Annotated in this window: 24 protein-coding genes; 14 read left to right on the top strand and 10 right to left on the bottom strand. The window is 33.1% G+C overall.

Features of this window, described 5'->3' with window-relative positions; translation table 11 throughout:
• Nucleotides 1-13: 13 nt before the first annotated feature.
• The 5 genes from PMI10_RS02580 to PMI10_RS02600 all read left to right on the top strand — a co-directional run bounded on the left by PMI10_RS02580 (nucleotide 14) and on the right by PMI10_RS02600 (nucleotide 5,462).
• Nucleotides 14-2,233 (top strand): RelA/SpoT family protein, encoded by a 2,220-nt coding sequence (locus PMI10_RS02580; protein WP_007804170.1) that lies wholly within the window; start codon nucleotides 14-16, stop codon nucleotides 2,231-2,233.
• Between the two features lie 40 nt (nucleotides 2,234-2,273).
• On the top strand, nucleotides 2,274-2,816 hold the full coding sequence (locus PMI10_RS21815; protein ID WP_007804171.1) for a hypothetical protein: 543 nt from the start codon (nucleotides 2,274-2,276) through the stop codon (nucleotides 2,814-2,816).
• Between the two features lie 181 nt (nucleotides 2,817-2,997).
• Entirely contained in the window at nucleotides 2,998-3,456 is a 459-nt protein-coding gene (locus tag PMI10_RS02590) for a Fur family transcriptional regulator (RefSeq protein ID WP_035631246.1), read from the top strand.
• A 95-nt stretch (nucleotides 3,457-3,551) separates the two neighbouring features.
• Nucleotides 3,552-4,823, top strand: coding sequence for an adenylosuccinate synthase (locus PMI10_RS02595; protein WP_007804175.1), 1,272 nt, complete (start codon nucleotides 3,552-3,554; stop codon nucleotides 4,821-4,823).
• 57 nt (nucleotides 4,824-4,880) lie between these two features.
• Nucleotides 4,881-5,462: an NUDIX domain-containing protein gene (locus PMI10_RS02600; protein ID WP_007804177.1), complete on the top strand. Its 582-nt coding sequence runs from the start codon at nucleotides 4,881-4,883 to the stop codon at nucleotides 5,460-5,462.
• Between the two features lie 19 nt (nucleotides 5,463-5,481).
• Here PMI10_RS02600 and PMI10_RS02605 read toward each other — a convergent pair whose 3' ends face one another.
• Both PMI10_RS02605 and PMI10_RS02610 read right to left on the bottom strand, forming a co-directional pair.
• Nucleotides 5,482-6,345 carry a DUF3037 domain-containing protein gene (locus tag PMI10_RS02605; protein WP_007804179.1) on the bottom strand — a complete coding sequence of 288 codons (864 nt, stop codon included), beginning with the start codon at nucleotides 6,343-6,345 and terminating at the stop codon, nucleotides 5,482-5,484.
• The gene (locus tag PMI10_RS02610) at nucleotides 6,342-7,130 is read right to left on the bottom strand and encodes a HipA family kinase (RefSeq protein ID WP_007804181.1); all 789 of its coding nucleotides are present in this window, start codon (nucleotides 7,128-7,130) and stop codon (nucleotides 6,342-6,344) included. The genes PMI10_RS02605 and PMI10_RS02610 overlap by 4 nt, the downstream gene beginning before the upstream one ends.
• A 214-nt stretch (nucleotides 7,131-7,344) precedes the next feature.
• Between PMI10_RS02610 and PMI10_RS02615 the strand changes: the two genes are divergently transcribed.
• Entirely contained in the window at nucleotides 7,345-8,223 is an 879-nt protein-coding gene (locus PMI10_RS02615; protein WP_007804185.1) for a L,D-transpeptidase, read from the top strand.
• A 181-nt stretch (nucleotides 8,224-8,404) separates the two neighbouring features.
• Nucleotides 8,405-8,905 (top strand): hypothetical protein, encoded by a 501-nt coding sequence (locus tag PMI10_RS02620; RefSeq protein WP_007804187.1) that lies wholly within the window; start codon nucleotides 8,405-8,407, stop codon nucleotides 8,903-8,905.
• Nucleotides 8,906-8,969: 64 nt separating this feature from the next.
• Here the strand turns inward: PMI10_RS02620 and guaB are convergent, their stop codons facing one another.
• The 4 genes from guaB to PMI10_RS02640 form a co-directional block, all read right to left on the bottom strand.
• The gene (guaB, locus tag PMI10_RS02625) at nucleotides 8,970-10,442 is read right to left on the bottom strand and encodes an IMP dehydrogenase (RefSeq protein WP_007804189.1); all 1,473 of its coding nucleotides are present in this window, start codon (nucleotides 10,440-10,442) and stop codon (nucleotides 8,970-8,972) included.
• Between the two features lie 266 nt (nucleotides 10,443-10,708).
• A complete protein-coding gene (locus tag PMI10_RS02630) occupies nucleotides 10,709-12,040 on the bottom strand; it encodes a DUF5723 family protein (protein ID WP_238539442.1) in 1,332 nt (443 codons plus the stop codon).
• A gap of 65 nt (nucleotides 12,041-12,105) precedes the next feature.
• A complete protein-coding gene (locus tag PMI10_RS02635; protein ID WP_007804193.1) occupies nucleotides 12,106-12,666 on the bottom strand; it encodes a hypothetical protein in 561 nt (186 codons plus the stop codon).
• A gap of 78 nt (nucleotides 12,667-12,744) precedes the next feature.
• The gene (locus PMI10_RS02640; protein ID WP_007804195.1) at nucleotides 12,745-13,611 is read right to left on the bottom strand and encodes a hydroxymethylglutaryl-CoA lyase; all 867 of its coding nucleotides are present in this window, start codon (nucleotides 13,609-13,611) and stop codon (nucleotides 12,745-12,747) included.
• Between the two features lie 213 nt (nucleotides 13,612-13,824).
• On the opposite strand from PMI10_RS02640, the gene PMI10_RS02645 reads away from it, so the two are divergent.
• Nucleotides 13,825-14,439: a hypothetical protein gene (locus tag PMI10_RS02645; RefSeq protein ID WP_007804198.1), complete on the top strand. Its 615-nt coding sequence runs from the start codon at nucleotides 13,825-13,827 to the stop codon at nucleotides 14,437-14,439.
• A complete protein-coding gene (locus PMI10_RS02650; RefSeq protein ID WP_007804200.1) occupies nucleotides 14,436-15,152 on the top strand; it encodes a DUF3307 domain-containing protein in 717 nt (238 codons plus the stop codon). Before PMI10_RS02645 ends, PMI10_RS02650 begins: the two co-directional genes overlap by 4 nt.
• Here PMI10_RS02650 and PMI10_RS02655 read toward each other — a convergent pair.
• Complete coding sequence (locus tag PMI10_RS02655) at nucleotides 15,138-16,172, bottom strand: quinone-dependent dihydroorotate dehydrogenase (protein ID WP_007804202.1); 1,035 nt, start codon at nucleotides 16,170-16,172, stop codon at nucleotides 15,138-15,140. The genes PMI10_RS02650 and PMI10_RS02655 overlap by 15 nt on opposite strands.
• Before the next feature lie 327 nt (nucleotides 16,173-16,499).
• On the opposite strand from PMI10_RS02655, the gene PMI10_RS02660 reads away from it, so the two are divergent.
• From PMI10_RS02660 to PMI10_RS02680, 4 genes are all read left to right on the top strand, one after another.
• Nucleotides 16,500-17,486 carry a DUF6515 family protein gene (locus PMI10_RS02660; protein ID WP_007804205.1) on the top strand — a complete coding sequence of 329 codons (987 nt, stop codon included), beginning with the start codon at nucleotides 16,500-16,502 and terminating at the stop codon, nucleotides 17,484-17,486.
• Nucleotides 17,487-17,601: 115 nt separating this feature from the next.
• On the top strand, nucleotides 17,602-18,735 hold the full coding sequence (locus PMI10_RS02665) for a formylglycine-generating enzyme family protein (RefSeq protein ID WP_007804207.1): 1,134 nt from the start codon (nucleotides 17,602-17,604) through the stop codon (nucleotides 18,733-18,735).
• Nucleotides 18,736-18,949: 214 nt separating this feature from the next.
• On the top strand, nucleotides 18,950-20,227 hold the full coding sequence (gene pepT, locus PMI10_RS02675; RefSeq protein ID WP_007804209.1) for a peptidase T: 1,278 nt from the start codon (nucleotides 18,950-18,952) through the stop codon (nucleotides 20,225-20,227).
• The gene (locus PMI10_RS02680; protein WP_007804211.1) at nucleotides 20,227-20,808 is read left to right on the top strand and encodes a YdeI/OmpD-associated family protein; all 582 of its coding nucleotides are present in this window, start codon (nucleotides 20,227-20,229) and stop codon (nucleotides 20,806-20,808) included. The genes pepT and PMI10_RS02680 overlap by 1 nt, the downstream gene beginning before the upstream one ends.
• A gap of 245 nt (nucleotides 20,809-21,053) precedes the next feature.
• Here PMI10_RS02680 and yajC read toward each other — a convergent pair whose 3' ends face one another.
• From yajC to PMI10_RS02695, 3 genes are all read right to left on the bottom strand, one after another.
• Nucleotides 21,054-21,329, bottom strand: coding sequence for a preprotein translocase subunit YajC (gene yajC, locus PMI10_RS02685; RefSeq protein ID WP_007804213.1), 276 nt, complete (start codon nucleotides 21,327-21,329; stop codon nucleotides 21,054-21,056).
• Nucleotides 21,330-21,386: 57 nt separating this feature from the next.
• Complete coding sequence (gene nusB / locus PMI10_RS02690) at nucleotides 21,387-22,298, bottom strand: transcription antitermination factor NusB (protein WP_035631249.1); 912 nt, start codon at nucleotides 22,296-22,298, stop codon at nucleotides 21,387-21,389.
• A gap of 238 nt (nucleotides 22,299-22,536) precedes the next feature.
• Nucleotides 22,537-23,646: a Glu/Leu/Phe/Val family dehydrogenase gene (locus PMI10_RS02695; protein ID WP_007804217.1), complete on the bottom strand. Its 1,110-nt coding sequence runs from the start codon at nucleotides 23,644-23,646 to the stop codon at nucleotides 22,537-22,539.
• A 203-nt stretch (nucleotides 23,647-23,849) separates the two neighbouring features.
• Between PMI10_RS02695 and PMI10_RS02700 the strand changes: the two genes are divergently transcribed.
• Nucleotides 23,850-25,628 carry an ABC transporter ATP-binding protein gene (locus PMI10_RS02700; RefSeq protein ID WP_007804219.1) on the top strand — a complete coding sequence of 593 codons (1,779 nt, stop codon included), beginning with the start codon at nucleotides 23,850-23,852 and terminating at the stop codon, nucleotides 25,626-25,628.
• Nucleotides 25,629-25,670: the final 42 nt, after the last annotated feature.

Below are 25,670 nucleotides of genomic sequence, written 5' to 3' on the forward strand. Positions count from 1 at the left end.
GAACCATGCCGTTATGATAGAAATAGATATAGAAAAAGAAAACAAAGCAATTGCCCAAGAGTATAAAGAATTACTTAGAATCAGTTATCAAACTTTAACACCTGCAGATAAAAAGTTAATTCGGAAAGCTTTTGATGTGGCTGTTGATGCCCATAAAGAACAAAGACGAAAATCCGGCGAAGCGTATATCTTTCATCCTATTGCAGTTGCGAAAATTGTAGCTTCCGAAATTGGTTTGGGGGCCACTTCTATTGCTGCGGCATTATTGCATGATGTTGTCGAAGATACTCCCATAACTGTTGAAGATATTGAGCGGTTATTTAATCCAAAAGTAGCTCAATTAGTTGAAGGTTTAACTAAGATTTCATTAGTTCAAAAAGATTTGAATGCGTCCATGCAGGCAGAAAATTTCCGTAAAATGATTCTGACCCTAAACGATGATGTACGTGTAATTTTAATCAAATTGGCGGACCGTCTGCACAATATGCAGACAATGGATTCAATGGTCGAATACAAACAAACAAAAATTGCCTCAGAAACGTTATACATTTATGCACCACTCGCCCATCGTTTGGGACTTTATAACATTAAAACCAAACTGGAAGATTTAGGCTTAAAATATACTGAGCCGGCAGTTTACGAAGATATCGTAAGCAAAATAAGAGAAACCAAAGAAGAACAGGATGCTTACATTAAAGATATTTCAGATGTTCTGAAAAAATCTTTAGACAACGAAAATATTGATTACATCATAAAAGGACGACCAAAATCTATTTATTCGATACGTCGAAAAATGAGGGCCCAAAATGTGAGTTTTGATGAAGTGTACGACAAATTTGCCCTTCGAATTGTCTATAAATGTGACTCTCATGATGAAAAATTTATAGCCTGGAAAATTTATTCAATCGTAACGGATCACTACAGACCAAGTCCGAGTCGTTTGCGTGACTGGATTTCGTCTCCAAAATCAACAGGCTACGAAGCTTTGCACATTACCGTGATGGGACCAAAAGGACGTTGGGTTGAAGTGCAGGTTCGAAGCGAACGTATGGATGAAATTGCCGAAAAAGGATATGCAGCCCATTACAAATACAAAAATGGCGCTACCGAAGAAAGCGGTTTGGATGTGTGGCTAAATTTACTTCGTGAAGCTTTGGAGAATCAGGAAACCAATGCGGTAGATTTTGTAGAAGATTTCAAAATGAATTTATATTCAAAAGAAATTTTCGTCTTTACGCCAAAAGGAGAAATCAAATCATTACCAAAAGGGGCTACTTCATTGGATTTTGCATTTAGTATTCACTCAGAAATCGGAATCAAAACCAGAGGAACACGTGTAAACGGACGTTTGGTACCATTAAATCATGAACTTAAAAGCGGTGATCAGGTTGAAGTTATTACCTCTGCCAATCAAAAACCAACGATAAACTGGTTAGAATATGTAACGACTTCCCGGGCGAAAAATAAAATTAAAAATGTTTTAAACGAAAACACCAAAAAAATTGCGGAAGAAGGAAAAGAATTGCTTACCCGAAAACTGAAACATTTAAAGATTACCATAAGTGAACAGGTCATCAATGAATTAGTTAATTTTTTCAGGCTTAAAACCAGTTTAGATTTATTTTACAGAGTTGGAATCGGTGCAATCGAAAACCAGCAATTAAAAGATTATGCTGCACAAAAAAGTAATTCTATCATTAATTTCTTTAAAAATAAAATTAAAAGGAATAAAGATACTGCTGATGAAGACATTCACAAACAAGTTATCAGCAGCAATTATGACATGCTGGTTTTTGGGACTGAACATGACAAACTCGATTACAAGCTTTCACAATGCTGTAACCCAATTCCGGGAGATGACGTTTTTGGATTTGTAACCATCAATGAAGGGATAAAAGTGCATAAAAAAGATTGCCCAAATGCAATTGGAATGCAGTCGAATTATGCCTACCGTATCATGAGTGCAAAATGGATCGATTCGTCTCAGGAAGAATTCAAAGCTATTATCAACATTACAGGAATGGATGTTTTAGGGCTTACCAATCAGCTGACCAAAGTTATTTCCAACAATATGAGTGTGAATATCCAGAGTATTTCTTTGAGTACTGATGCCGGAATATTTCACGGTCAGATCGCTGTAATTGTAAAAAACAATACCATTTTGAAAAAAATGATCAACGCTATTAAAAAAATTGACGGAGTCGATAAAGTGACCAGAGAATACAGGACTTAATTCTTTATAAACGATCAATTAAAAATAAAAGCTTTTAGTTATGAAAAATGATAATTTAAAAATACCGGAATTAAATTTTGATGAAAAAGGAGAACTTATCATTACAGCCTCTGATTCTTCTTCGAAAAATGATTTTGATTTTTTTAAAGGCAAATCCAATATTATAAATAAAAAATTGAAAACAAGACTTTCCAATTGTACGGAATGGATCGAATTTCCATCGACTCAGGAAATGTATACTATTTTAAACGGAATTGGCAATATCGATAACTTCCTGGCTACTTTTGACGGAGAACCTTTTGAAGGTATGACAGTTCGTTTGTTTAATCCTCTGACAAAATTATGGAGTATTTATTGGTCTGATTCAAATACAGGTGTTTTAGACAAACCGGTAGTAGGCTCTTTTGAAAATAATGTTGGGCACTTTTTCTCAAAAGACACATATGAAAACAAAGATGTAATTCAGGCGTTTCGATGGGACGCCAGAGATGAAAAAAATCCTGTCTGGAGCCAGGCCATGAGTGATGACAAAGGAAAAACCTGGGAATGGAACTGGTATATGTTTATGACAAAAGTCAAATAACAATTGTTAGTTTTATCATAAATAGAAACAAATATGTTAATATGTTTACTCTGATCAGGAAAAAATAGTCATCCAAAAGCCTACAACAAGCACATTAAGACTGACTTAATCCTGATCTGAAAGTTAAACTTTGAACCTTAAACTTTTATTCATTAAAATAAAAAATTATCTTTGCCAGATTATGACACTAATTTCAACTGACAACACTAGGAATCAAGAAATTGTAAAAAATGTTTTCACAATGTATCTTGAGCAAAAAGGGCATCGCAAAACTCCTGAGCGTTATGCTATACTTCAGGAAATTTACGATAGCGAAGAGCATTTTGACATAGAAAACCTTTATATCAAAATGAAAAACAAAAACTATCGTGTGAGTAGAGCAACTTTATACAACACGATCGAGTTATTGTTGGACTGCGCTTTGGTTAGAAAACATCAATTTGGGCAAAATCAGGCTTACTACGAGAAATCATATTTTGATAAGCAGCACGATCACATCATTATGACAGATTCTGGTGAGGTTATTGAATTTTGCGACCCAAGAATTCAAACCATCAAAAAAACAATCGAAGAAATCTTTGATATCGAAATCACGAATCATTCATTGTATTTCTACGGTAACAGAAAGCAAAAACAATAGTCCGGAAAGGAATTATTCAAAAAATATTAAAAAAGAAAATTAACTACATTAATCAGTAGGGCAACTTAAATTGTCTCAACGCAAATTAAAACAGAATGACCGTAGATTTATTACTAGGATTACAATGGGGAGATGAAGGTAAAGGAAAAATTGTTGACGTTCTTACCTCAAATTATGATATTATTGCACGTTTTCAGGGAGGACCAAATGCAGGACATACATTAGAATTTGACGGAATCAAACATGTACTTAGAACCATTCCTTCTGGAATTTTTCATAAAAAATCAATAAACATCATCGGAAATGGTGTTGTAATAGATCCGGTAGTTTTTCAAAAAGAAATTGAAGGTTTAGAGAAATTTAAAATAGATATCAAAACGAAACTAATCATTTCCAGAAAAGCACATTTAATTTTACCAACTCACCGTTTATTGGATGCAGCCTCTGAAGCATCAAAAGGAAAAGCGAAAATTGGTTCTACCCTTAAAGGAATTGGTCCAACTTATATGGACAAAACCGGTAGAAACGGATTACGTGTCGGAGATATCGAATTAGAAGATTTTAAAGAAAGATACAGAGCATTAGCGGACAAACACGAAGCGATGATTGCTTTTTATGATGTTGCTATTCAATATAACTTAGAAGAACTTGAAAAAGAGTTCTTTGAAGCTATTGAAGAATTAAAAAAATTAGATTTTATTGACAGTGAAGAATACATGTACCAGGCTCAAAAAGCAGGTAAATCTATTTTATGCGAAGGTGCTCAGGGATCTTTATTAGATGTTGATTTTGGAACTTATCCCTTCGTAACTTCATCAAACACTACTGCTGCCGGAGCTTGTACCGGTTTAGGAATTGCCCCGAATAAAATCAAAGAAGTTTACGGAATTTTTAAAGCTTACGTTACACGTGTTGGCAGCGGACCTTTTCCAACTGAACTTTTTGACGAAATTGGTGCTACAATGGCAAGAGTCGGAAACGAATTTGGATCTGTTACAGGAAGACAAAGACGTTGTGGCTGGTTAGATTTAGTGGCTTTAAAATATGCTGTTCAGGTAAACGGAGTAACACAATTGATGATGATGAAAGGTGATGTACTTTCCGGATTCGAAACGCTAAAAGTATGTACAGATTACAACTATAAAGGAGAAAACATTTCGCACTTTCCTTATAACATCGAACCGGAAAATGTAACTCCTCTTTATAAAGAATTTAAAGGATGGCAAGCTGACTTAACTGGAATGACCACTTACGATCAATTGCCAAAAGAGCTAAAAGAATATATTGAATATATTGAGAAAGAAGTTGAAGTGCCAATCAAAATCGTATCGGTTGGACCAGACAGAAAGCAAACAATAATGCATTAACAACACTAAACGCTCTGATAATCAGGGCGTTTTTTTTTATACAAAACATTTTTAATTATGGCAGATCCAAAAATTGAAATAAAAGAAACTAAATTATTATCAGACAATTGGTATATTTTGAATAAGGTAACTTACAGTTACCAAAAAGAAAACGAAGCATCCCAAACTCATATCCGTGAAATTTATGATCGCGGAAACGGAGCAGCTATTCTACTTTATAATACTTATAAAAAAACAGTCATCTTAACAAGGCAGTTTCGTTTACCTACTTTCCTTAACGGAAATAAATCCGGAATGATGATTGAAGTTTGCGCAGGTCTTTTAGATCAGGATAATGCCGAAGAATGCATTATTCGTGAAACCGAAGAAGAAACCGGATATCGACTAAATAGGGTTCAAAAAGTTATGGAAACCTATATGTCTCCAGGGGCCGTAACAGAAATTTTATATCTTTTTGTTGGAGAATATGATGAAACCATGAAAGTAAGTGAAGGAGGCGGACTGGATCATGAACAGGAAAACATTGAAGTCCTTGAATATACTTTTGATGAAGCTTACGCAATGATTGAATCCGGTGAAATTCTGGATGCTAAAACTATTTTATTATTGCAGCATGCGAAAATAAAAGGATTGATTTAAAAATCACACAAGTTTAAAGCTATTCTGTAATAGCCTTAATAGCTTTATTAGAATACCCATCAATTTCATTTTCCTCAATTATTTTAGCATATTTTATTTTTTCTAATAAAGAAATTGCATGATCATAATCTTTAAATAAATTTTTAGATTTAGGTTTTCCTAATAATAAATCATAACGTAAATTATTTTTCTTTGCCTCATTTTCTAAATCAATAAACTGTCCCAAATTTTTATACGCTTTCTCTGCAATACTTTTTGACTCTTTAAGATCAAAACTTATAGGTTTTATTAAATTCAAACTGCCATTTTGCCAAGCATAATCAAACTTAAACTCATTCCCAGTTTCATTTACAATAGTATAATCAACAAAGAATTTTTTCTCATTTTTATTGATAGATTTAAAATCTAGTCCTTTCAAGTTATTATAAAATTGTTGCGAAAGTTGAGGCTCTTTTGGTTGATTAAAATGAAACTTTATATCATCAATAAAATATTTATTTACAAGAATTTTTTTTATAAAGTCATTTTGAAAGTCATTCTGTAAATATGTCTTACAATTGGTAAACTGCAAAACACTTCCATCGAATGGTAGTAAATATCTAGAGATAAATGAAGGTAAATCATCAACTTCTAATTTATAGAATATATCATTACTTGATGATAATTTTGCCAGTTTTTTATCAATTTGCTTAAGATATTCCTTAATTGTTCTTTCAGGAATGTTGTTATAAATGTTTTTTATACGACTTAAATTTTTAGAATAAGTAAATGAAAAATCACCCGTATTACTATAAAATATAAGTAAGCCAATATTAATACTCTCATCAAGAAACGGAGTATGCTTATATTTTAATATACAATATTTATAAAAATCTGTTTTCATTTTATTATACCAATTAAATGATTACATATTGGAATTCTTTTACTTTTAAGCCATTCCAAAAATAAAAAAAAATCATCTCTATCACCGAAGTTAATCTTTAAATAATCCAATTCATCAAAAATACTTATAAATCTTTCTATATTCAAATGCTTTAACATTTCTAAAAACTCATCAAAAATACCATTTTTTAATCTCATAGATTTTAAATGAGTGATTACTAAATGACGTTGAAAGGGGTAATTTTGCAAATAAGTGAAATAATTTGGATTACTGTAAGAGTTATTTATAAAAGGTAAAGTTTGTTCATGATCAATCAACAAAATTTCATCATCATTAACCAATAGGTTGGGTTTATTTCGAAAACCTCCTCTATCACTATTTATTATGACATTGTCAAATGCAAACAAATTTGCAATATCATATGATTTTATAAACTGGAGAGAAACTAATGGGTTAAAAATTACATATTGCCCATTAAATTCACTGCAGAACTTGTACCCTGAATCCAATTTTTCTAATTCATCATTGTCAAAATATTCAATTAGTAAACTATGATCAATATCAATAACCGCATAATTTGGAACTGATAGATTAAATTCCTTTGCTAATTCTGAGATTAAAACCTCTTTTGCAATACTAAAATTTTGATCAACATAATTTTTCTTAAAAAGTTTCATCACATATTGATTAACATTTCCAGCTTCATCAACAGCTGTAATCAGTAAAGGCTTTGAGCTTCCACCATCTATAAAACCATCAATATGAACTAGTTTTAATATTTGCATATATCTTTATTAATATTGAAATATAATAAAATTCAACAACAAATAACCTGCTTAAAACAATTATTAAAGTATTTTTTAATAAATAACTATGATTGTATTCTTAAAATCAAGAACTAATTTAAAAACTAATGCAAATCAAACAAACAATTCAAAAAATTGTGTAACTCAGATAATTGGCAAATAAAATAACTTTACAAGGTTAAAAACCCTATGTATGAAAAAGTTATATTACACATCAAATATCTTCCTTTTATTAGTTTTGGTATTAGGCTCTTGCAAAAAAAGCGAAACTACAAAAACAACTGAAACCAAAGCTCACAAAACTATTGAATACAATAAACCAAAATCTTCTGTTTCTTATCATTTTGAAAAAACAAAACAATGGCTTGAAGGCAATAAAAGTGATTCTACTAAACTAGATATTGCTTACGCTCTAAATAGAACGGACAAAGCTAATCTCGCAAAAATGGATTCAATTATAGTTCCAAGTGATTTTAGTGGTGATTTGGTTTATTACCTTCCTTTTCCCTTGCATATTTCTTCTTTAGAAGATGTTTCAAAAATCCTGATTTTTTCTTACGCTACCCAAACTTTTGCAGCATATGAGAATGGCGAACTTGTTTATACAGGTCCAACAAGCATGGGGAGAAAAAAAGACCCTACTCCAACCGGATTATTTTTCACCAACTGGAAAGCCGAAAAAACAACGAGTACTTTTAATGACGAATGGGACTTAAAATGGAATTTCAATATCGAAAATAAATTAGGAGTCGGTTTTCATCAATATGAACTACCCGGTTATCCTGCCTCACATTCGTGCTTGCGTTTACTTGAAAAAGATGCTAAATACCTTTATAAATGGGCAGATGAATGGATCCTGAAAGACAGTGAGAATGTGAAAGTAAAAGGAACTCCGGTCGTTGTTTTTGGAAGTTATAATTTTGATGGTCCGAAACCCTGGTTTGAATTAGTAAACGATCCGAAAGTTTTGGATATTTCTGAGACAGAAATTGAAAACCAGATCAAGCCATTTTTACAGCAGATTCTTGATAATCAAAAACTCAGAGAAGCTGAACAGACAGCAACTCCTTAAAATATTTTCCTTTTTAAATTAAACAACTCTGACAATTGAAATTTACAGAAGAACTAAACAGAATGACTAAACTTTTTAAAGAAAGTTAATATGATTTTAAAACAAGTCAGTTTTAATTTATTATTTTCGTTCTAAATATCTCTAATCCGAAAAAGGAATAAAACTGAAAAAACATAAATAAATGTCGAAAAAATTAATTCTGTTGTTTCTTCTGTCTTGTTTTTGCATGACAGGACAAACCAATGATAACTCAAAAGTAGAAACCTACACCAGCCGAAAAGGAATTTATCAAATAAAATATGCTCCTGAAAATTGGATTCTTACTGAATCAACTGACTGGGATGTTCAATTTAATGATAAATACAATTTAGTAAATGCCTATTTTATTGAATATGATTATTTTATATCCGATAAAAAGCTAAAATCAACAATTGAGGATGAATACAAAGAGTTTGGTAAAATTAAAAATCTTAAAATCTATAAAAAGAAAATTAATGATCTGACTGTGAATTATTTTGAATGTGAATTAGATTACAAGGATTTTTTATACAAATATCAAGGTTTTATATACAACGGAAAAGGCGGTTCTATACAAATGCAGTATGGTGCTCAGGCTGAAGCAATCGAGCAGAATCAAAATATTATTGATGAATTAAATAATGGTATTTCTATTATAAATTAAAAACAAAGAAGGCGTAAGAATTAAATCTTACGCCTTCTTTGTTTTATAATGAAAACTTAAACAATTATCTTGAATAATTTGGAGCTTCTTTAGTAATCGTAACATTATGCGGGTGGCTTTCTGTGATTCCGCTTGAAGTGATACGAACAAAACGTCCTGATTCTTGTAAAGTCGGAATATCTTTTGATCCACAGTATCCCATTCCGGCACGAAGACCTCCGATGAACTGCAGCATACTTTCGTTTAATTCTCCTTTGTAAGGAACACGACCAACGATTCCTTCCGGTACTAATTTTTTAACATCGTCTTCAACATCCTGAAAGTAACGGTCTTTTGAACCTGTTTGCATTGCTTCAACAGAACCCATTCCGCGGTATGATTTGAATTTTCTTCCTTCGAAGATAATAGTTTCTCCCGGTGATTCTTTTGTTCCTGCTAATAACGATCCTAACATTACACAGTCAGCCCCTGCAGCGATTGCTTTAGGAATATCTCCTGTATAACGAATTCCACCATCAGCAATTACCGGAACTCCGGTTCCTTTTATAGCTGCAGCTACTTCAAGAACTGCAGAAAACTGAGGAAAACCAACACCTGCAACGATACGGGTTGTACAGATAGAACCAGGACCGATTCCTACTTTTACACCGTCAGCACCGTTTGCTACTAAATATTTAGCAGCTTCCGGGGTTGCAATGTTTCCAACAATTACATCTATATTTGGGAATTTTGTTTTAATTTCTTTTAATGTATTGACTACACCTTCTGTATGCCCGTGAGCAGTATCGATAATAATAGCATCTACACCTGCAGCTACTAATGCAGCGGCTCTTTCGACAGCATCACCTGTAACTCCAATTGCAGCAGCAACTCTTAAACGCCCGAAAGCATCTTTGTTTGCGATTGGTTTTTGAGTTAGTTTAGTAATATCCCTGAAAGTAATTAAACCAACTAATTCGTATTTATCATTTACAACTGGTAATTTTTCGATTTTGTGACCTTGCAAAACTACTTCTGCCTGCTCTAATGAAGTACCTTCTGCAACAGTAACCAAGTTTGTACTTGTCATTACCTCAACAATTGATCTTGCTCCATTTTTCTCGAAACGTAAATCACGGTTTGTTACGATACCTTTTAAGATTTTATTTTCGTCTACGATTGGAATTCCGCCAATTCCGAATTCTTTCATTGCGTTTTTAGCATCTGCAATTGTAGAATTCATTGGTAAAGTTACCGGATCGATAATCATTCCGGCTTCTGCACGTTTTACTTTTCTAACTTTTGCAGCCTGCTGCTCGATAGTCATATTTTTATGTAAAACACCTATTCCTCCTTCTTGTGCCATAGCGATTGCCATTGCGCTTTCGGTAACTGTATCCATAGCAGCAGATACGATTGGAACGTTTAGTGTTATATTTCTTGAAAATTTTGATTTGATACTCACTTCGCGAGGAAGCACATTCGAGTAGTTAGGTACTAATAATACATCATCGTAAGTTAAACCTTCGCCGATAATCTTGGAGTTGTGTGCTATCATGTTGCAATTTCTAGTTGAATTGCGTGCAAATATAGTGAATAAATTGGAAACTTGTGTACTAACCTATTTAGATTTTTTATGAACCGATAACGAAATCGTTACCTTATGTCCTAGCCCGGATGGAAATGGAAAGCTGCGAAAAGTAAAACAACCTTTTTTTCTCAGGTTTAAAAAGCGACCAGCGGAAGCTCTTTTTAACCTTTAGAAAAAAGTGGTTTTGCCGGAGCACTTGCAATGGACAGCCGGAATAGCTCCTGAAAAAATTATTATTCTGAATCGTCAAAAATATAATTCATCCCAAATTGAAATGCCAGACTATTAGCTTTGGAAACGTCTTTATATTCTAAAATATTATCAGCAAGAACATACATATTAAATTTTCCGAGAGTTCCTGAAAGTCCCAAACCGATATTTTTATAAGAAAAGGAATCTACTGTATAAGTAGTTTTGATCTCTAATTTTCTGAAAACACGACGTTGGTAAAAAGCCGTAAAAGCCACAAATGGACTTTTTGGCATTGTCATAGCAAATAATTGGGCTCCAATTGCATTTACATACAGACGTTTACTTGGTGTTTTGCAACTGCATTCACCATCATCAAATCTCGATTCTCCAAATGAATACTGAATAGAAGCATTGAATTTCACAGGCCTCCAGGTTGTGTATTTATTGTGGAGTGTATCACGAGGAATCGCTTTTGCGAAATCATCAAAAACATTTTCCGGTTCATTTACTGAGCCGAAATTTGGGTTTACACCGTTATATTCGTAACGCCCTTTGTAAGTATATGTTTCTATATCTTTTGATTGTCTGATAAAACCAAGATCAATGATACTTGCCGTAAATTGAAAGTTTTTTTGGAAATAGTATGTAAATCCGGCATCAATGCCCAAACCGAGGCTTCCGTTAAAAAAGGTGTTATGAATAATATCCTCAGGAATACTTCCATCATATTCATCCCTTGTAAAAGCAGCAATTCCAGAGGTTCTAAGTTCTAGATCCGAAGAAATAACCTGATTATAAATATTCGTATCTGCTGTCCCGTTTGCGGTAAAAATAAATCCTGAATTTTTAGTCGAAGTAGCATTTGCACCGCTTGAATATAACTTGACACGCCCGCCAAAAACAAATTTTTCATTCAGTTTTTTATGGAATCCAATATGTAATACTGAAAGCACTTCGGCACGCAGATTTATATCGCCCAAATTGAATGATTTGCCTATATAATCACGATTTCCGTCTAATGCCAAAATAGCAGGATCCTTTGGCACGTACATTAAAAAATCGAATTCCTGATAAACTCCAAATGAAAAATAAGAGGTACTTTCTTCGCCGCCAACCCTGAATCCTCCTGAAAATAATTCGAGCTGCTGGTTTGCATAAACCTTGTCTTTATTGGAAGATTTATTAATGATATTTCGAACTTTATCATTAAAATCAACTCCGTTATCAGCAAATAAATCATAGGCTGAAAAACTATTTGAGCTTACTTTTGCTGAGATTCCCGATAACAAAGGCACTCCGAAATAATATTTATACGAAACATCGGCACCCGGATTTACCAGTAATGATTGTGGAATCGACGTAAAGTTATACAAGATTTGCTTGTTTTGCGAAAAACAGATGACATGAATAAATACTAATATGCTCAGATATATTATTTTCATTTCAAATCTTCTATTTCTAAATATAACGTTGCACCCGAACGAAGTTTTAGGTTTCCTGGACTGGTTTCTGTCAATGGCGGGCCTGGTGCCATTGTTATTGCGAAACTTATTTTAGCAGTAGTTTTAAGCAGCACTAATCTTTGATTTTCAAAAACCTCGGAAAAATTATGGATGTTGGCAGTTCCAGAATAAGCCGGAACATTAAAAGTCAGCGTTTCAATATTTTGATTATTCTTATTAATAAGATTTAAATCAATTCTATAGGCTCGTGTAATGGTATTTGTTATCTCAAAATCAAATTCGGTCTTTACCAAATCGTCTCTCAGTATAGAATTTTTAAACGGATTAAAATCCTGAGCATCAAAAATAACACTTTGCTCATTTCCGTTATCAACAAAAGCATTTGCCGGAACATCAAAATAAGTGAGGTTAGCCACAAAAACAGGTTCTAATTTGAGATCATCAACCTGATTAAAATCCAAATCGCTTGAACATGAAAAGCTCAAAAATGCTAAAAGCAAAAATTTTGGAATGTTGTTTATACTTGACAGTTTCATAAATAAAAAGTTTACAACTTACTGAAACAACGCACTTTAACAACAGCTTATTGCTCACAATAGTAAAGTTACAACTTTTTAAAGAAATTTCCTAAATAATTTAGAAGCCTCATTATAAGCACTTTCAAAACTTAATGTATTTAAGCCTGTATTCTTTTTATTTGCAGTAAAATAGGAGATCAGTTTTTCTGTAGGCATATTACCGGTTAACTTATCAGTTGCCATTGGACAGCCTCCAAAACCTTGTATGGCGCCATCAAAACGGGCACAGCCTGCTTTGTGGGCAGCATCTATTTTTTCGAACCAGCTGTCTGGCGTCGTATGCAGATGCGCGCCAAATTCGATTTGAGGGTATTTAGGAATTAAATTTGAAAAAAGATAGGTAATAACTTCTGGTGTTGAACTTCCCACTGTATCAGAAAGTGATAAGATCTTCACGCCCATTCCTGCCAATTTTTCTGTCCATTGGCTTACGATTTCAACATTCCAGGGATCTCCATACGGATTTCCGAAACCCATAGAAAGATAGGTTACCACTTCTTTATTTTTTTTATCAGCGATTTCGAGAATTTCTTGGAGGGAAATTAAAGATTCTGCAATGGTTTTATGGGTATTCCGCATTTGAAAATTCTCAGATATAGAAAAAGGAAATCCTAAATATTGAATGGCTTTATACTCTGAAGCCAACGCTGCACCCTGCGTATTAGCAATAATTGCCAATAATTTACTTGTCGTCTGAGAAAGATCAAGCTGTGCCAATACCTCTGCCGTGTCCTGCATTTGTGGAATAGCTTTTGGCGACACAAAACTTCCAAAATCAATTGTATCAAAGCCTACTCTAAGCAAAGCCTGGATATAGGTAACCTTATTTTTTGTTGGAATAAAGGTTTTGATACCTTGCATGGCATCGCGGGGACATTCGATAATTTTGATTTCTTTATTCAAAGCTTATTCTTTTGTAAAGGCTAAGTTAGTTTCTTTTTTAAAGAAATAAAAGTTATAATTTTCTTTAAATTTTACTATTACGCAATATTGTAATATTAAAAAACATTACCAAATAAGGTAATAATTAAAATTATTACATAAAAGCGTAATAATTAAAAATATTACGTATATTTGTAATAGTAAGTTTATTTATTTTTAATTATATTTGAATCTATGACTAGTGTAATTACAGGCGACATAATTGACTCAAGACAGCAAAAATCTAAAGATTGGGTAGAAGATTTAAAAAAAATCTTATCTCCATTTGGAGAAACACCAAGTCAGTGGGAGGTTTACAGAGGCGATGAATTTCAAATCGAAATAACAAATCCCGAAGAGGCTTTATTGTCTGCTATTTTAATAAAAGCACAGTTAAGAGCCATAAAATTAGATGCCCGAATGAGTATTGGTTTTGGAGATAAAACGCATAATGGCGAAAAAATATCCGAAAGCTATGGCTCCGCTTTTATAAATTCCGGAGAACTTTTTGAGACTTTAAAAAAACAAAAAGTAACTTTAGCCATGAGAACGGGCGATGGATTAATAGATGAAAGGATGAACCTGATGATTCAGTTAGCTTTGACTTTTATGGACAATTGGCTTGTACAATCTGCTGAATTTGTAGCTATTGCAATAGAAAACCCAACTTTGTCACAAGAAGAATTAGGGCAAAAACTAGGCATCAATCAGGCAGCAGTAAGCCGAAGACAAAAACGCGCCCAATTTGATTTGGTTATGAATTTAGAACGTTATTTCAGATCACAGATAAAACAACTTACAACATCATGATTTTATTTATAAAACTACTTTTAGCACATTTACTGGGCGATTTTATATGGCAGCCAAACTCATGGGTAGCCGATAAGGAAGCTAAAAAACATAAAAGCATTTATTTATACCTTCATATTCTTTTGCACGGAATTTTAGCAGCACTTTTGACTGGAGAAATTCAGTTTATACCTTATGCAATTCTAATTGCTGTAACCCATGGGGTTATTGATTTAATCAAATTAAATTTTCAAAAAAGCACAACAAAACGCACTTGGTTTGTTGTAGATCAAATTGCACATATCTTAATTTTAATCGGGATTGTATTTCTATATAAAAATAAAACGATAGAGCTCCTTTGGTTTGGTAATCAGTTTTGGATATTGATAACCGGGCTTTTATTTATAACAAAACCAACTTCAATTTTCATTAAAACGATTATTTCGATTTGGAGTCCTGAAGAATCAAACAGCCATATTGATAATTCACTTGCGAGCGCAGGGAATTATATTGGCATATTAGAACGATTATTTGTTTTCGGTTTTATTCTGACAGGACACTTTGAAGCAATCGGATTTCTGTTGGCTGCTAAATCAATTTTTAGATTTGGAGATTTAAAAGAAGCCAAAGACAGAAAACTTACCGAATATGTTTTAATTGGTACTTTAATAAGTTTTGGAACTGCCATCCTCACGGGATTAATCGTGCAGGCTTTACTTTTACAACTGCTTTAGAACCTTTTTGTTTATAGCTTTTATCAAAGCCGGTCCTTCGTAAATAAAACCGGTATATAACTGCACTAAACTTGCTCCTGCATTAAGTTTTTCTATAGCATCATCCGCTGAATGTATTCCTCCTACTCCAATAATAGGAAATGCTTTATTGCTTTTTTCAGAAAGAAAACGAATAACTTCAGTAGACCGTTTTGTTAATGGTTTTCCTGACAAACCTCCCATTTCAGATTGATTTTGAGATTGTAACCCATCTCTTGAAATCGTAGTATTTGTTGCAATTACACCCGCAATCTGCGTAGTTTTTACAATATCAATAATATCCAATAATTGTTCATCTGTTAAGTCCGGAGCAATTTTTAAAAGAATTGGTTTTATTTTCTGGGCACTTGTTTTTTGCTTTTCCACATTTCTGTCTTGTAATGTCTGAAGCAAAGCTGTTAGAGGTTCTTTATCCTGTAATGCTCTTAAATTTGGTGTATTTGGAGAACTTACATTCACCACAAAATAATCTACATGGTCAAACAATGCATCAAAACAAATAATGTAATCGTCTACAGCATTTTCGTTTGGAGTCACTTTGTTTTTTCCAATATTTCCTCCAATTAAAACACCTGAATTCTTTTTTAAGCGCTCTACTGCTTCCAGGACACCGCCATTATTAAACCCCATTCGGTTAATAATCGCCTGATCTTCTTTTAATCTAAACAAACGTTTTTTAGGATTTCCTTCCTGTCCAACGGGTGTAACGGTCCCTATTTCTATAAAACCAAATCCGAAATCAGAAAGCTCTTTGTATAATTTGGCATCTTTGTCAAATCCTGCAGCCAATCCTACCAGGTTTTTAAATTTAATCCCGAAAACTTCTCGTTCTAAGCGAGTATCTTTTACCTCGTAAATTGATTTGATTATTGATGAAACTCCCGGTATTTTTGAAATGAATTTAACGAATGAAAAAGTAAAATAATGTACTTCTTCTGGATCAAAACAAAAAAGTATCGGACGAATTATCAATTTATACATAGGGAATTGTTGTTATTTTTTTGGTTGCAAATTTAATTATAATACTTGAAAATGCCTCTTTTTTACAGAAAACAAATTTTATAGCTTAATACAAGCGGCAAAATTTAGAACACTGTTTTCAATAAAATTGAAAATATAATGAGTATATTAGATATAATTTACTTTAAAACAAACAGTTAGAAAAACAAAAAAACTACCTTGTTCCTTCTGAGCCTGGATTTATAATTACTTACTCCGTTCAAAAAAGAACAATCAGTTTCATAAGGAATTTTAAACCAAAATCACTTTTGTTTATCTAACCCATATAAACAATAAATACAATAAAAAATGAAAACCACTCTAAACTCCCTTAAAAAGATGATTCTGACAGGTATGATAGGATCATTTTTTCTGATTTCAACAGATGGCTTCGCACAACGGCGCGAGAATAACAGAACACAAAGAACCGAAAGACCAACACAAGCAAGGCCACAAGTAAAATCAAGACCTTCAACCAATACAAGGTCTGCAGCTTCCAGACCATCTGTAAACGACAAAATTTCAACAATTAACAGACCTGTTAATGGCAATAGGGCAACAATGCCATCAAATCCCCCTACATCAAAAATTAGAGATAAAAAATTCACTAACAACAGAGCTGCTTTTACACCTGACAGAAATAATAAAACTGGAAATAAAAACACAAACATTCGCAGGAGTACTGTAAATAGAAGCCAAAACAACGTTACCATTAATGTAAATAACAATGTTCGTATTCGCAACAACCGCAATACAATTGTAAGAAGAAATACTGTGGTCTATGCGCGTCCGGCTTACAGATATAGCGGTTATAGATATTATGTGTACCATCCGTATTATTATCATCCATACAGACCTTATTACTGGGGACCGGTTTGGCACCCATGGGGATTTTTTGCAACAACTCTGGCTGTTACGGCAATTGTAGTTAACGTACAAAGCACGCCATATCATTACGATCAGGGCGTCTGGTATGCACCGTACAATGGTGGTTATGAAGCAGTACCTGCCCCTGTTGGAGGAATTGTAAATAATATCCCTGATGGAGCTCAAACAGTCTATACCGGTACAGTAAACAATTATTATTACGGCGGTACTTATTATGAAAAAGACGGAAACTCATATAGAGTAGTTGCACCAACTGCAGGAACTTTGGTTGATAGTCTTCCCGAAGGTGGTGAAGAAGTTACAATTGGAGATGTAAAATACATAAAATTTGGAGAAACTTACTACCAGCCCGTTCAGGTTGACGGCAAAGATAAATACGAAGTTGTTCTTGTTGAGGAAGATAAATAAACAAAAACAATTTAATTTGACTAACCCTATAAAATAAATAGAATTTTATAGGGTTATTTTTTTGTTTTAACTTAATTTTGCCATTGACAATTACTTTCAATTAAATCTGTTTACAATGAAAAATAAAACGTATTGGATTTTTGCAATATTGGCAATATCTGTCCTTGCAATTACCTATGGTTTTACAAAACCTGATACAGCAAAAGATAAACCAGAAGCAATGGATTGTACAGAAACAGCTAAGACTTCCGGAGAATCACAATTCAAACCAACAATAGAAAATAAAAACACACCTCCAATTAACAAAACACCAAAAGGAATGGTTTGGATTCCTGGTGGAGAATTTTCAATGGGGAGTAATGTAGAAGATGAAAGCTTATGCAGTATAAAAGGAGTTACAAAAGACGCAGCACCAATTCACCGTGTGTATGTTGATGGCTATTATATGGATAAAACAGAAGTTACGAATGAACAATTTGAAGCTTTTGTAAAAGCCACAGGTTATATAACATTAGCCGAAAAAAAACCAACTATTGAAGAATATCCTAATGTTCCTGTAGAGAATCTGATTGCCGGATCAGCAGTTTTTACTCCTACTCCTGCAAAAGTAGATTTAAACAATTACATGCAATGGTGGAGCTATGTTGGAGGTGCAGACTGGAGACATCCTGAAGGGCCAATGAGCTCAATAAAAGGAAAAGAAAAATATCCTGTCGTTCAGGTTTCATATGAAGACGCTGCAGCTTACGCAAAATGGGCTGGGAAAAGATTGCCTACTGAAGCCCAATGGGAATTTGCAGCCCGTGGTGGAAAAACAGGAGAACTTTATGCATGGGGAAATACATTAAAACCAAAAGGAAAATTTCAGGCCAATATTTATCAGGGCCACTTTCCTATGGAAAAAGGAGATACGGGTGAAGATGGCTATATAGGCATAGCTCCAACAGCCAAATTCGCACCAAATGGATATGGATTATATGATGTTGGAGGAAATGTTTGGGAATGGACAAATGATTGGTATACAGCAGATTATTATTCAACTTTAAGTCAAAATGGTGAAATAGCCCGAAATCCTAAAGGCCCGGACTCATCATACGATCCCACAGAACCAGGTTTACCAAAAAAGGTGCAGCGTGGAGGGTCATTTTTATGTACAGATCAATATTGTACACGCTATATGGTAGGTACAAGAGGAAAAGGCGATTATCAGTCTCCAGCAAACCATATTGGTTTTAGATGTGTACAATAAACCATCAAAATAGTTTGCCACGAATTTCACTAATTTTCACTAATAAAAAATTGAGTCCTAATAAACTTAAAAATTCCATTTTTAAATTTAAATTGATTCGTGCTAATTTGTGGAATTCGTGGCAAACTTTCATTTTTTTCATTTTTGCAGTACCAATAATTTACATTTATCAACCGCCTGAATAATTGTTTATCTTTGCTAAAAAAACAAACAAATGCAACATATTATAGATCGTTTTATCAGTTATGTAACGATTGATACAGAATCAGACCCAAATTCGCAAACAACACCAAGCACAGAGAAACAATGGAATCTGGCCAATAAATTAGTAGAAGAACTAAAAACTATTGGCTTAGAAGATGTTACTATAGATGACAAAGCTTACATCATGGCTACTTTACCAAGTAATGTTGATCACGAAGTGCCTGTAATTGGTTTTGTATCTCATTTTGATACTTCTCCCGATTTTAGCGGGGCCAATGTAAAACCTCAGATTATTGAAAATTATGACGGAAAAGATATTGTTCTGAATGCGGAGAAAAACATCATTTTATCTCCAAATTACTTCAAAGATTTATTACAATATAAAGGTCAAACTATTATCACTACAGACGGAACTACTTTGTTAGGTGCCGATGATAAAGCAGGAATCACGGAAATTGTTTCAGCAATGGAATATTTAGTTCAGCATCCGGAAATCAAACATGGAAAAATCCGAATTGGTTTTACCCCGGATGAAGAAATTGGTCGTGGTGCTCATCATTTTGATGTAGAGAAATTTGGTGCGCAATGGGCTTATACTATGGACGGAAGCCAGATTGGCGAATTAGAATATGAAAATTTTAATGCTGCAGGAGCTAAAATTACTTTCAAAGGTAAAAGTGTTCATCCTGGTTATGCCAAAGGAAAAATGATCAATTCGATGCTGATTGCAAATGATTTCATCAACGAACTTCCAAAAAAAGAAACTCCGCAGGAAACTAGAGGTTACGAAGGTTTTTTTCATGTTCATCATTTAACAGGAAGTATTGAAGAAACTGTTTTAGAGCTTATTATCAGAGATCACAACAAGGTTAAATTTGAAAAACGTAAAGATTTAATTGGAAAAATTGCCAAGAAAATCAATAGAAAATTCGCTAAACAATTTGGTGAAGATATTGTAATTGCTGAAGTTAAAGATCAGTATTACAACATGAAAGAAAAAGTACTTCCTGTAAAACACATTGTTGATATTGCCGAAAAAGCAATGAGAGAATTAAATATAAAACCCATCATAAAACCTATTCGAGGCGGTACAGACGGGTCGCAATTATCATACATGGGATTACCTTGTCCGAATATTTTTGCAGGTGGTCATAACTTTCACGGCAAATATGAATATGTTCCGGCAGAAAGCATTCAAAAAGCAACTGACGTAATTGTGAAAATTGCTGAATTAACTGCTATTCCGGGAATTTTTGATGTAACTGAAAAATCTAAAACAAAAAAATAGTGGAACCAACTTCAAATAGCGTTTGGAAACACAGTAATAAATGGGAAGAAGAACTACTCCTTCTCAAATCTATTATTGATAAAACCGAACTTATTGAAACCACAAAATGGGGTGGTCCTGTTTTTGTTTATGAAAAGAAAAATATTATTGGCCTTGGCGGTTTTAAAGATTATTTTGCGATTTGGTTTTTTAACGGAGTTTTCCTGAAAGATGATAAAAAGAAGCTCATTAATGCTCAGGAAGATAAAACAAAATCTTTGCGTCAGTGGCGATTTACCTCAAAAGAAGAAGTGAATGAAAAAGAGGTTTTAGACTATATTCTGGAAGCTATTGAAAACGAAAAGCAAGGAAAGATTATCAAACCGGCAAAGAAAGAAGCTATTATTTCTGAATTGCTGGAAAAGGAAATGAGTCAGAACCCGGCTTTAGCGGAAGCTTTTCAGAAATTCTCTCCTTATAAACAATATGAGTTCTTAGAATATATTGAAACGGCCAAGCAAGAGAAAACTAAATTATCCCGGATTGAGAAAATTATTCCGATGATTTTGGAGAACGTTGGACTGAATGATAAATATAGGTAGAGTTTAGAAATTCCAATCTTGTCAAAGTTTAAAACTTTGACAAAGATTTTTTTACCCATTTTTTTGTCATTTCGACTGAAAGGAGAAATCACACAATAGGTGATCGACAAAGATTTTCTTTGAGGAATTTCTTGTGTGATTTCTCCTTTCAGTCGAAATGACAAGATTACAGACATAAAAAATCCCAAACTCCAATCATTACGTTGGGGTTTGGGATTTATATTTTTCTTGAAATTTAAAAAAACTTATGCTTTTTTATTCAAAGCAGCAGTCTTGTCTAGAGAAATAGCAGATCTGTCTATTTTTAATTTTCCTGACATTGTTTCTATAACTAAAGTAGCTTCAGAAATTTCAGTAACTTTTCCATGAATACCACCAATAGTGATTATCTTATCTCCTGCTTTTAAGCTTTGAGCAAACTCTTTCTCTCTTTTTGCCTTTTTTTGAGCTGGCATAATCATAAAGAAATAAAGAACTCCAAACATTAGTAAATAAGGAGCAAATTTCATTACATCTTGCATAATTTTTGTTTTTTTATTGTTTAGGATTTATGTTTATTATTTTTAAATTTATTCTCATTACATCAAACCTCTTCCAACCTTAATCATCTTTTTGTTGGCTTCCAGTTCTTTAACCAGATTATCTAAAATTCCGTTGATAAAAATACTGCTTTTTGGCGTAGAATACTCTTTTGCAATTTCTAAATATTCGTTAAGAGTTACTTTTACCGGAATTGAAGGGAATTTTAAAAACTCGCAAATAGCCATTTTTAAAATAATCGTATCAATTTCTGCAATACGGTCGCTGTCCCAATTTGGTGTTTTATCATCATATTCTTTTGCAAAAATAGATTCATTTAAAACAGTTCTTCTGAATAAATCTTTTGCAAAATCCTTATCTTCAACATCTTTGTACAATTTCGGCACTCTGAAATCATCCGGATTTTCGGTTTTGATTGCTTTAAATTGCTTAATAATATGAGTATTTACAACAGGAATATCATCAACCCATGTTAATTTATCATCTTCCAGATATTCGTATAATTTATCATTTGGAACAATAACATCAGTAAACAAATCAATTACAAATTGTTTGTCTTCTTCAAAAGTATTAGTCGAATTGCTCATGTATTTTGCATACAATTCACTTGATTTAATATCATTCAAAAGCAACAAAATATAGTCATCATTCAATGTCCAGTTATTGATTTTACGATTTTCTAAAGCGATACTAAGTGAGTTGCTTTCGGCAAGTAGTTGAAAAATTTTGTTCTTGATAAATTTTTCATTCGGATTACGTTCTGCAGCAGTTGCAAGATGTTTTTTGCTTGAAAGATGTAAAAAAACCGATTCTTTTTTGCAAATTTCAATCAATGAAGAAAGCATGATAAGATATAAATCCTGAATATTGTCAATACTGTAAAAAAGAAATTTCTCTTCTTTTTCCAAATTATCAGAACCACTTTGATGCATTGCATAAATGGATTGCATGACTTTAACGCGTAAGTGTCTTCTATTTACCACCTTGTAAGAACATTTAAAAATTAGGGTGCAAAAATAAGTATTTAACGCCTGATATTAAAATTTAAACCAATTAATTTTCGAACAAAAAATCAGTCGCAGTGATCAGTCTCAGTTTTCAGATTCAAAAAAGTCTCAGTTTTCAGCCTCAGTTTTCATTTGCGAAACTGTGACCGAATACTGAGACTGTAAACTGTAAACTAAAAAATTATTTCCTCGCGGCGTTTTCAATTTTTCTCAAATCAATACGGTTTTGAGCAATTGTAAGTGCTGCTTTATGCGTAGTAATTCCGTTTTTCACAGCATAATCGATAATTTCTAAAGTAGTGTTATAGATATTCTCGGTTTTACTCATGATTTCTGCTTTGCCATAATGCTCTAATTCAGCATAAACATTAATAATTCCGCCAGCATTAATCAGGAAATCAGGTGCATATAAAATCCCTCTTTCCTGTAATCTTGCTCCGTGAACATTTTCATCAGCTAACTGATTGTTGGCAGCACCGGCAATAACTTTAGCCTTAATTTTGTTTACTGTATTATCATTAATCGTTGCCCCCATAGCACATGGTGCGTAGATATCAACATCGGCAGTATATAAATCTTCTCCGGTATAAATTGTTGCATTATATTTTGAAGCTACCTGATATAATTTTTCTTCGTTAATGTCAGTAATAGTGACCTGTGCTCCTTCTTTAGTCAAATATTCAACCAAAGTTTCACCCACGTGTCCAATTCCCTGAACCAAAACTTTTTTACCTTCTAAAACATCAGAACCAAACTGACTTTTTGCAGCCGCTTTCATTCCTAAATAGACACCGTATGCAGTTACAGGCGAAGGATTTCCGGACCCGCCTCTTTCTTCAGAGATTCCGGTAACATAAGGCGTTACATCCCTGACAATGTCCATGTCCTTAGTCTCCATTCCAACATCTTCCGCAGTAATATATCTTCCGCTCAATGAATGAACAAATTCACCAAACTTACGCATTAGTTCAGGTGTTTTTTGCGTTTTGGCATCACCAATAATTACCGCTTTCCCTCCACCAATATTCAGTCCGGTAATTGCAGCTTTATAAGTCATTCCTCTTGAAAGACGCAAAACATCATTTAAAGCTTCCCATTCAGTATTATAATTCCACATTCTGGTACCTCCTAAAGCCGGCCCCATAACTGAATTATGAATACCAATAATTGCTTTTAAACCTGTATCTTTGTCATTGCAAAATACAATTTGTTCGTGATCGTCAAAAGATAACTGACCAAAAACAGGATCCATTTTTTGAAATTCCTTTCCAGTTGTGAAAGTTGCATCCATAGCGCTACTATTTATTTGTTAAAATTACGAATTCATCAATAAGATATCTCAAACTTAAACAAAAAATACATATGTGCTAATTTTTTAACCTAATAATGATAATGTAATAAATAAATAGTGTTGCGAAATATACTAATTCTATATTATTATATTAAGAATAGTTTACAGAATTTGTCAAATCTGACATAGAATATATTATAAAAATGAAAGAATTACGCTATTTAAATAAATATTTCATCAAATATAAATACAGTTTTTCCTTAGGTATTTTAATCACCATAATCGCACAAATTTTTTCTTTATTTACTCCAAAGCTTATTAGTAAATCCTTAAATGCGATTGAAAAGTTTGATAAACTGCCAAAATCCGATCAGGTATCTCAGGTAATTATAGCATCTTATCGTCAGGATTTAATTCATAACGTACTGCTAATCATAGCTACTACAATTGTTGCAGGTTTTCTAACTTTCTTAATGCGTCAGACTTTAATTGTAATGTCGCGTCATGTTGAATTTGACTTAAAAAATGAAGTCTTTAAACAATATGAAAATCTCTCTCAAAATTTCTACAAGCAAAACAGAACTGGAGATTTAATGAACCGAATCAGCGAAGACATTTCTAAAGTTCGTATGTACGTAGGTCCCGCTGTAATGTATACGATAAACACCTTTATCCGTTTTGCGATTGTTATTCTGTATATGTATAATGTCTCTCCTTTATTGACTTTATATACAATCCTCCCATTACCGGTTCTTTCGTATTGCATTTTTAAGCTAAGTTCAGAAATCAATAAACGAAGTACTACTTTCCAACAATATTTATCTAAAGTTTCCAGTTTTTCACAAGAAATATTTTCAGGAATCCGTGTAATTAAAGCTTATTCTTTAGAAAATCAACATCAAAATAATATGGTGGCCCTTGCCGATGAAAGCAAAAGCAAAAGTTTGGATTTGGCTAAAGTTCAATCGCTGTTCGGACCTTTAATGATTGCTCTTATCGGAATCAGTAATTTAGTAGTGATTTATTTTGGAGGTGTAATGTATATCAACGGAACGATTCCGAATATAGGAACCATTGCCGAGTTTATTTTATATGTAAATATGCTAACCTGGCCGGTCGCGTCATTAGGATGGGTTTCTTCGATGGTTCAGGAGGCAGAAGCTTCTCAAAAACGTCTGAATGAATTTTTGAAAATTGAACCCGAAATCAAAAATAACAATGAGAATTCATCAGATATTAACGGAACAATTTCTTTTGAAAATGTAAGTTATACTTATGAAGATACTAATATTGAAGCTTTAAAAAATGTCACTTTTACAGTAAAAAAAGGAGAAACTTTAGCTATTTTAGGAAAAACAGGTTCCGGAAAGTCTACAATTTTATCTCTCATTTCACGCTTGTATGATGTTACCGAAGGAAAAATTACAATCGATGAAAATGAAATAAGTACTTTAAACTTAAATGACTTGAGAAATAATATCGGAATTGTTCCTCAGGATGCCTTTTTGTTTTCGGATACTATTAAAAACAATATCAAATTTGGCAATCAGAATGCTACTGATGAAGAAGTAATTGAAGCCGCTAAAAATGCTGTTGTCCATGATAATATTATCACTTTCAACAAACAATACGATACTATTTTGGGAGAACGCGGAATCACTCTTTCGGGCGGGCAAAAGCAACGTGTCTCAATTGCAAGAGCGATTATTAAAAACCCGGCGATTTTACTTTTTGATGATTGCCTGTCTGCGGTAGATACAGAAACAGAAGAAGCAATTTTAAATAATTTGTTTAAAATCTGTAAAGATAAAACTACAATAATTGTCAGCCATCGGGTTTCTTCTGCAAAAAATGCAGATAAAATAATCATTTTAGAGGATGGCCGAATCATCCAACAAGGCTCTCATAATCAATTAATAAATCAGGACGGTTATTATTCGTCGTTATATTTAAAACAACTTTCGGAAAAAGAATTACTTTAATTGTTGTGTAATCAATAAATTTTTATGATTTTTGAGTACTAT

It is taken from the genome of Flavobacterium sp. CF136 (assembly GCF_000282055.1).
Taxonomy (GTDB): Bacteria; Bacteroidota; Bacteroidia; order Flavobacteriales; family Flavobacteriaceae; genus Flavobacterium.

Coding starts and splice junctions, on each gene's coding strand:
- yajC (WP_007804213.1), bottom strand. CDS start 21,329: ATGCAAGATGTAATGAAATTTGCTCCTTATTTACTAATGTTTGGAGTT.
- PMI10_RS02600 (WP_007804177.1), top strand. CDS start 4,881: ATGGCAGATCCAAAAATTGAAATAAAAGAAACTAAATTATTATCAGAC.
- nusB (WP_035631249.1), bottom strand. CDS start 22,298: ATGCAATCCATTTATGCAATGCATCAAAGTGGTTCTGATAATTTGGAA.
- PMI10_RS02615 (WP_007804185.1), top strand. CDS start 7,345: ATGAAAAAGTTATATTACACATCAAATATCTTCCTTTTATTAGTTTTG.
- PMI10_RS02695 (WP_007804217.1), bottom strand. CDS start 23,646: ATGGATGCAACTTTCACAACTGGAAAGGAATTTCAAAAAATGGATCCT.
- PMI10_RS02590 (WP_035631246.1), top strand. CDS start 2,998: ATGACACTAATTTCAACTGACAACACTAGGAATCAAGAAATTGTAAAA.
- PMI10_RS02665 (WP_007804207.1), top strand. CDS start 17,602: ATGAAAAATAAAACGTATTGGATTTTTGCAATATTGGCAATATCTGTC.
- PMI10_RS02635 (WP_007804193.1), bottom strand. CDS start 12,666: ATGAAACTGTCAAGTATAAACAACATTCCAAAATTTTTGCTTTTAGCA.
- PMI10_RS02595 (WP_007804175.1), top strand. CDS start 3,552: ATGACCGTAGATTTATTACTAGGATTACAATGGGGAGATGAAGGTAAA.
- PMI10_RS02660 (WP_007804205.1), top strand. CDS start 16,500: ATGAAAACCACTCTAAACTCCCTTAAAAAGATGATTCTGACAGGTATG.
- PMI10_RS02580 (WP_007804170.1), top strand. CDS start 14: ATGATAGAAATAGATATAGAAAAAGAAAACAAAGCAATTGCCCAAGAG.
- PMI10_RS02650 (WP_007804200.1), top strand. CDS start 14,436: ATGATTTTATTTATAAAACTACTTTTAGCACATTTACTGGGCGATTTT.
- guaB (WP_007804189.1), bottom strand. CDS start 10,442: ATGATAGCACACAACTCCAAGATTATCGGCGAAGGTTTAACTTACGAT.
- PMI10_RS02620 (WP_007804187.1), top strand. CDS start 8,405: ATGTCGAAAAAATTAATTCTGTTGTTTCTTCTGTCTTGTTTTTGCATG.
- PMI10_RS02645 (WP_007804198.1), top strand. CDS start 13,825: ATGACTAGTGTAATTACAGGCGACATAATTGACTCAAGACAGCAAAAA.
- PMI10_RS02605 (WP_007804179.1), bottom strand. CDS start 6,345: ATGAAAACAGATTTTTATAAATATTGTATATTAAAATATAAGCATACT.
- pepT (WP_007804209.1), top strand. CDS start 18,950: ATGCAACATATTATAGATCGTTTTATCAGTTATGTAACGATTGATACA.
- PMI10_RS02610 (WP_007804181.1), bottom strand. CDS start 7,130: ATGCAAATATTAAAACTAGTTCATATTGATGGTTTTATAGATGGTGGA.
- PMI10_RS02700 (WP_007804219.1), top strand. CDS start 23,850: ATGAAAGAATTACGCTATTTAAATAAATATTTCATCAAATATAAATAC.
- PMI10_RS02655 (WP_007804202.1), bottom strand. CDS start 16,172: ATGTATAAATTGATAATTCGTCCGATACTTTTTTGTTTTGATCCAGAA.
- PMI10_RS21815 (WP_007804171.1), top strand. CDS start 2,274: ATGAAAAATGATAATTTAAAAATACCGGAATTAAATTTTGATGAAAAA.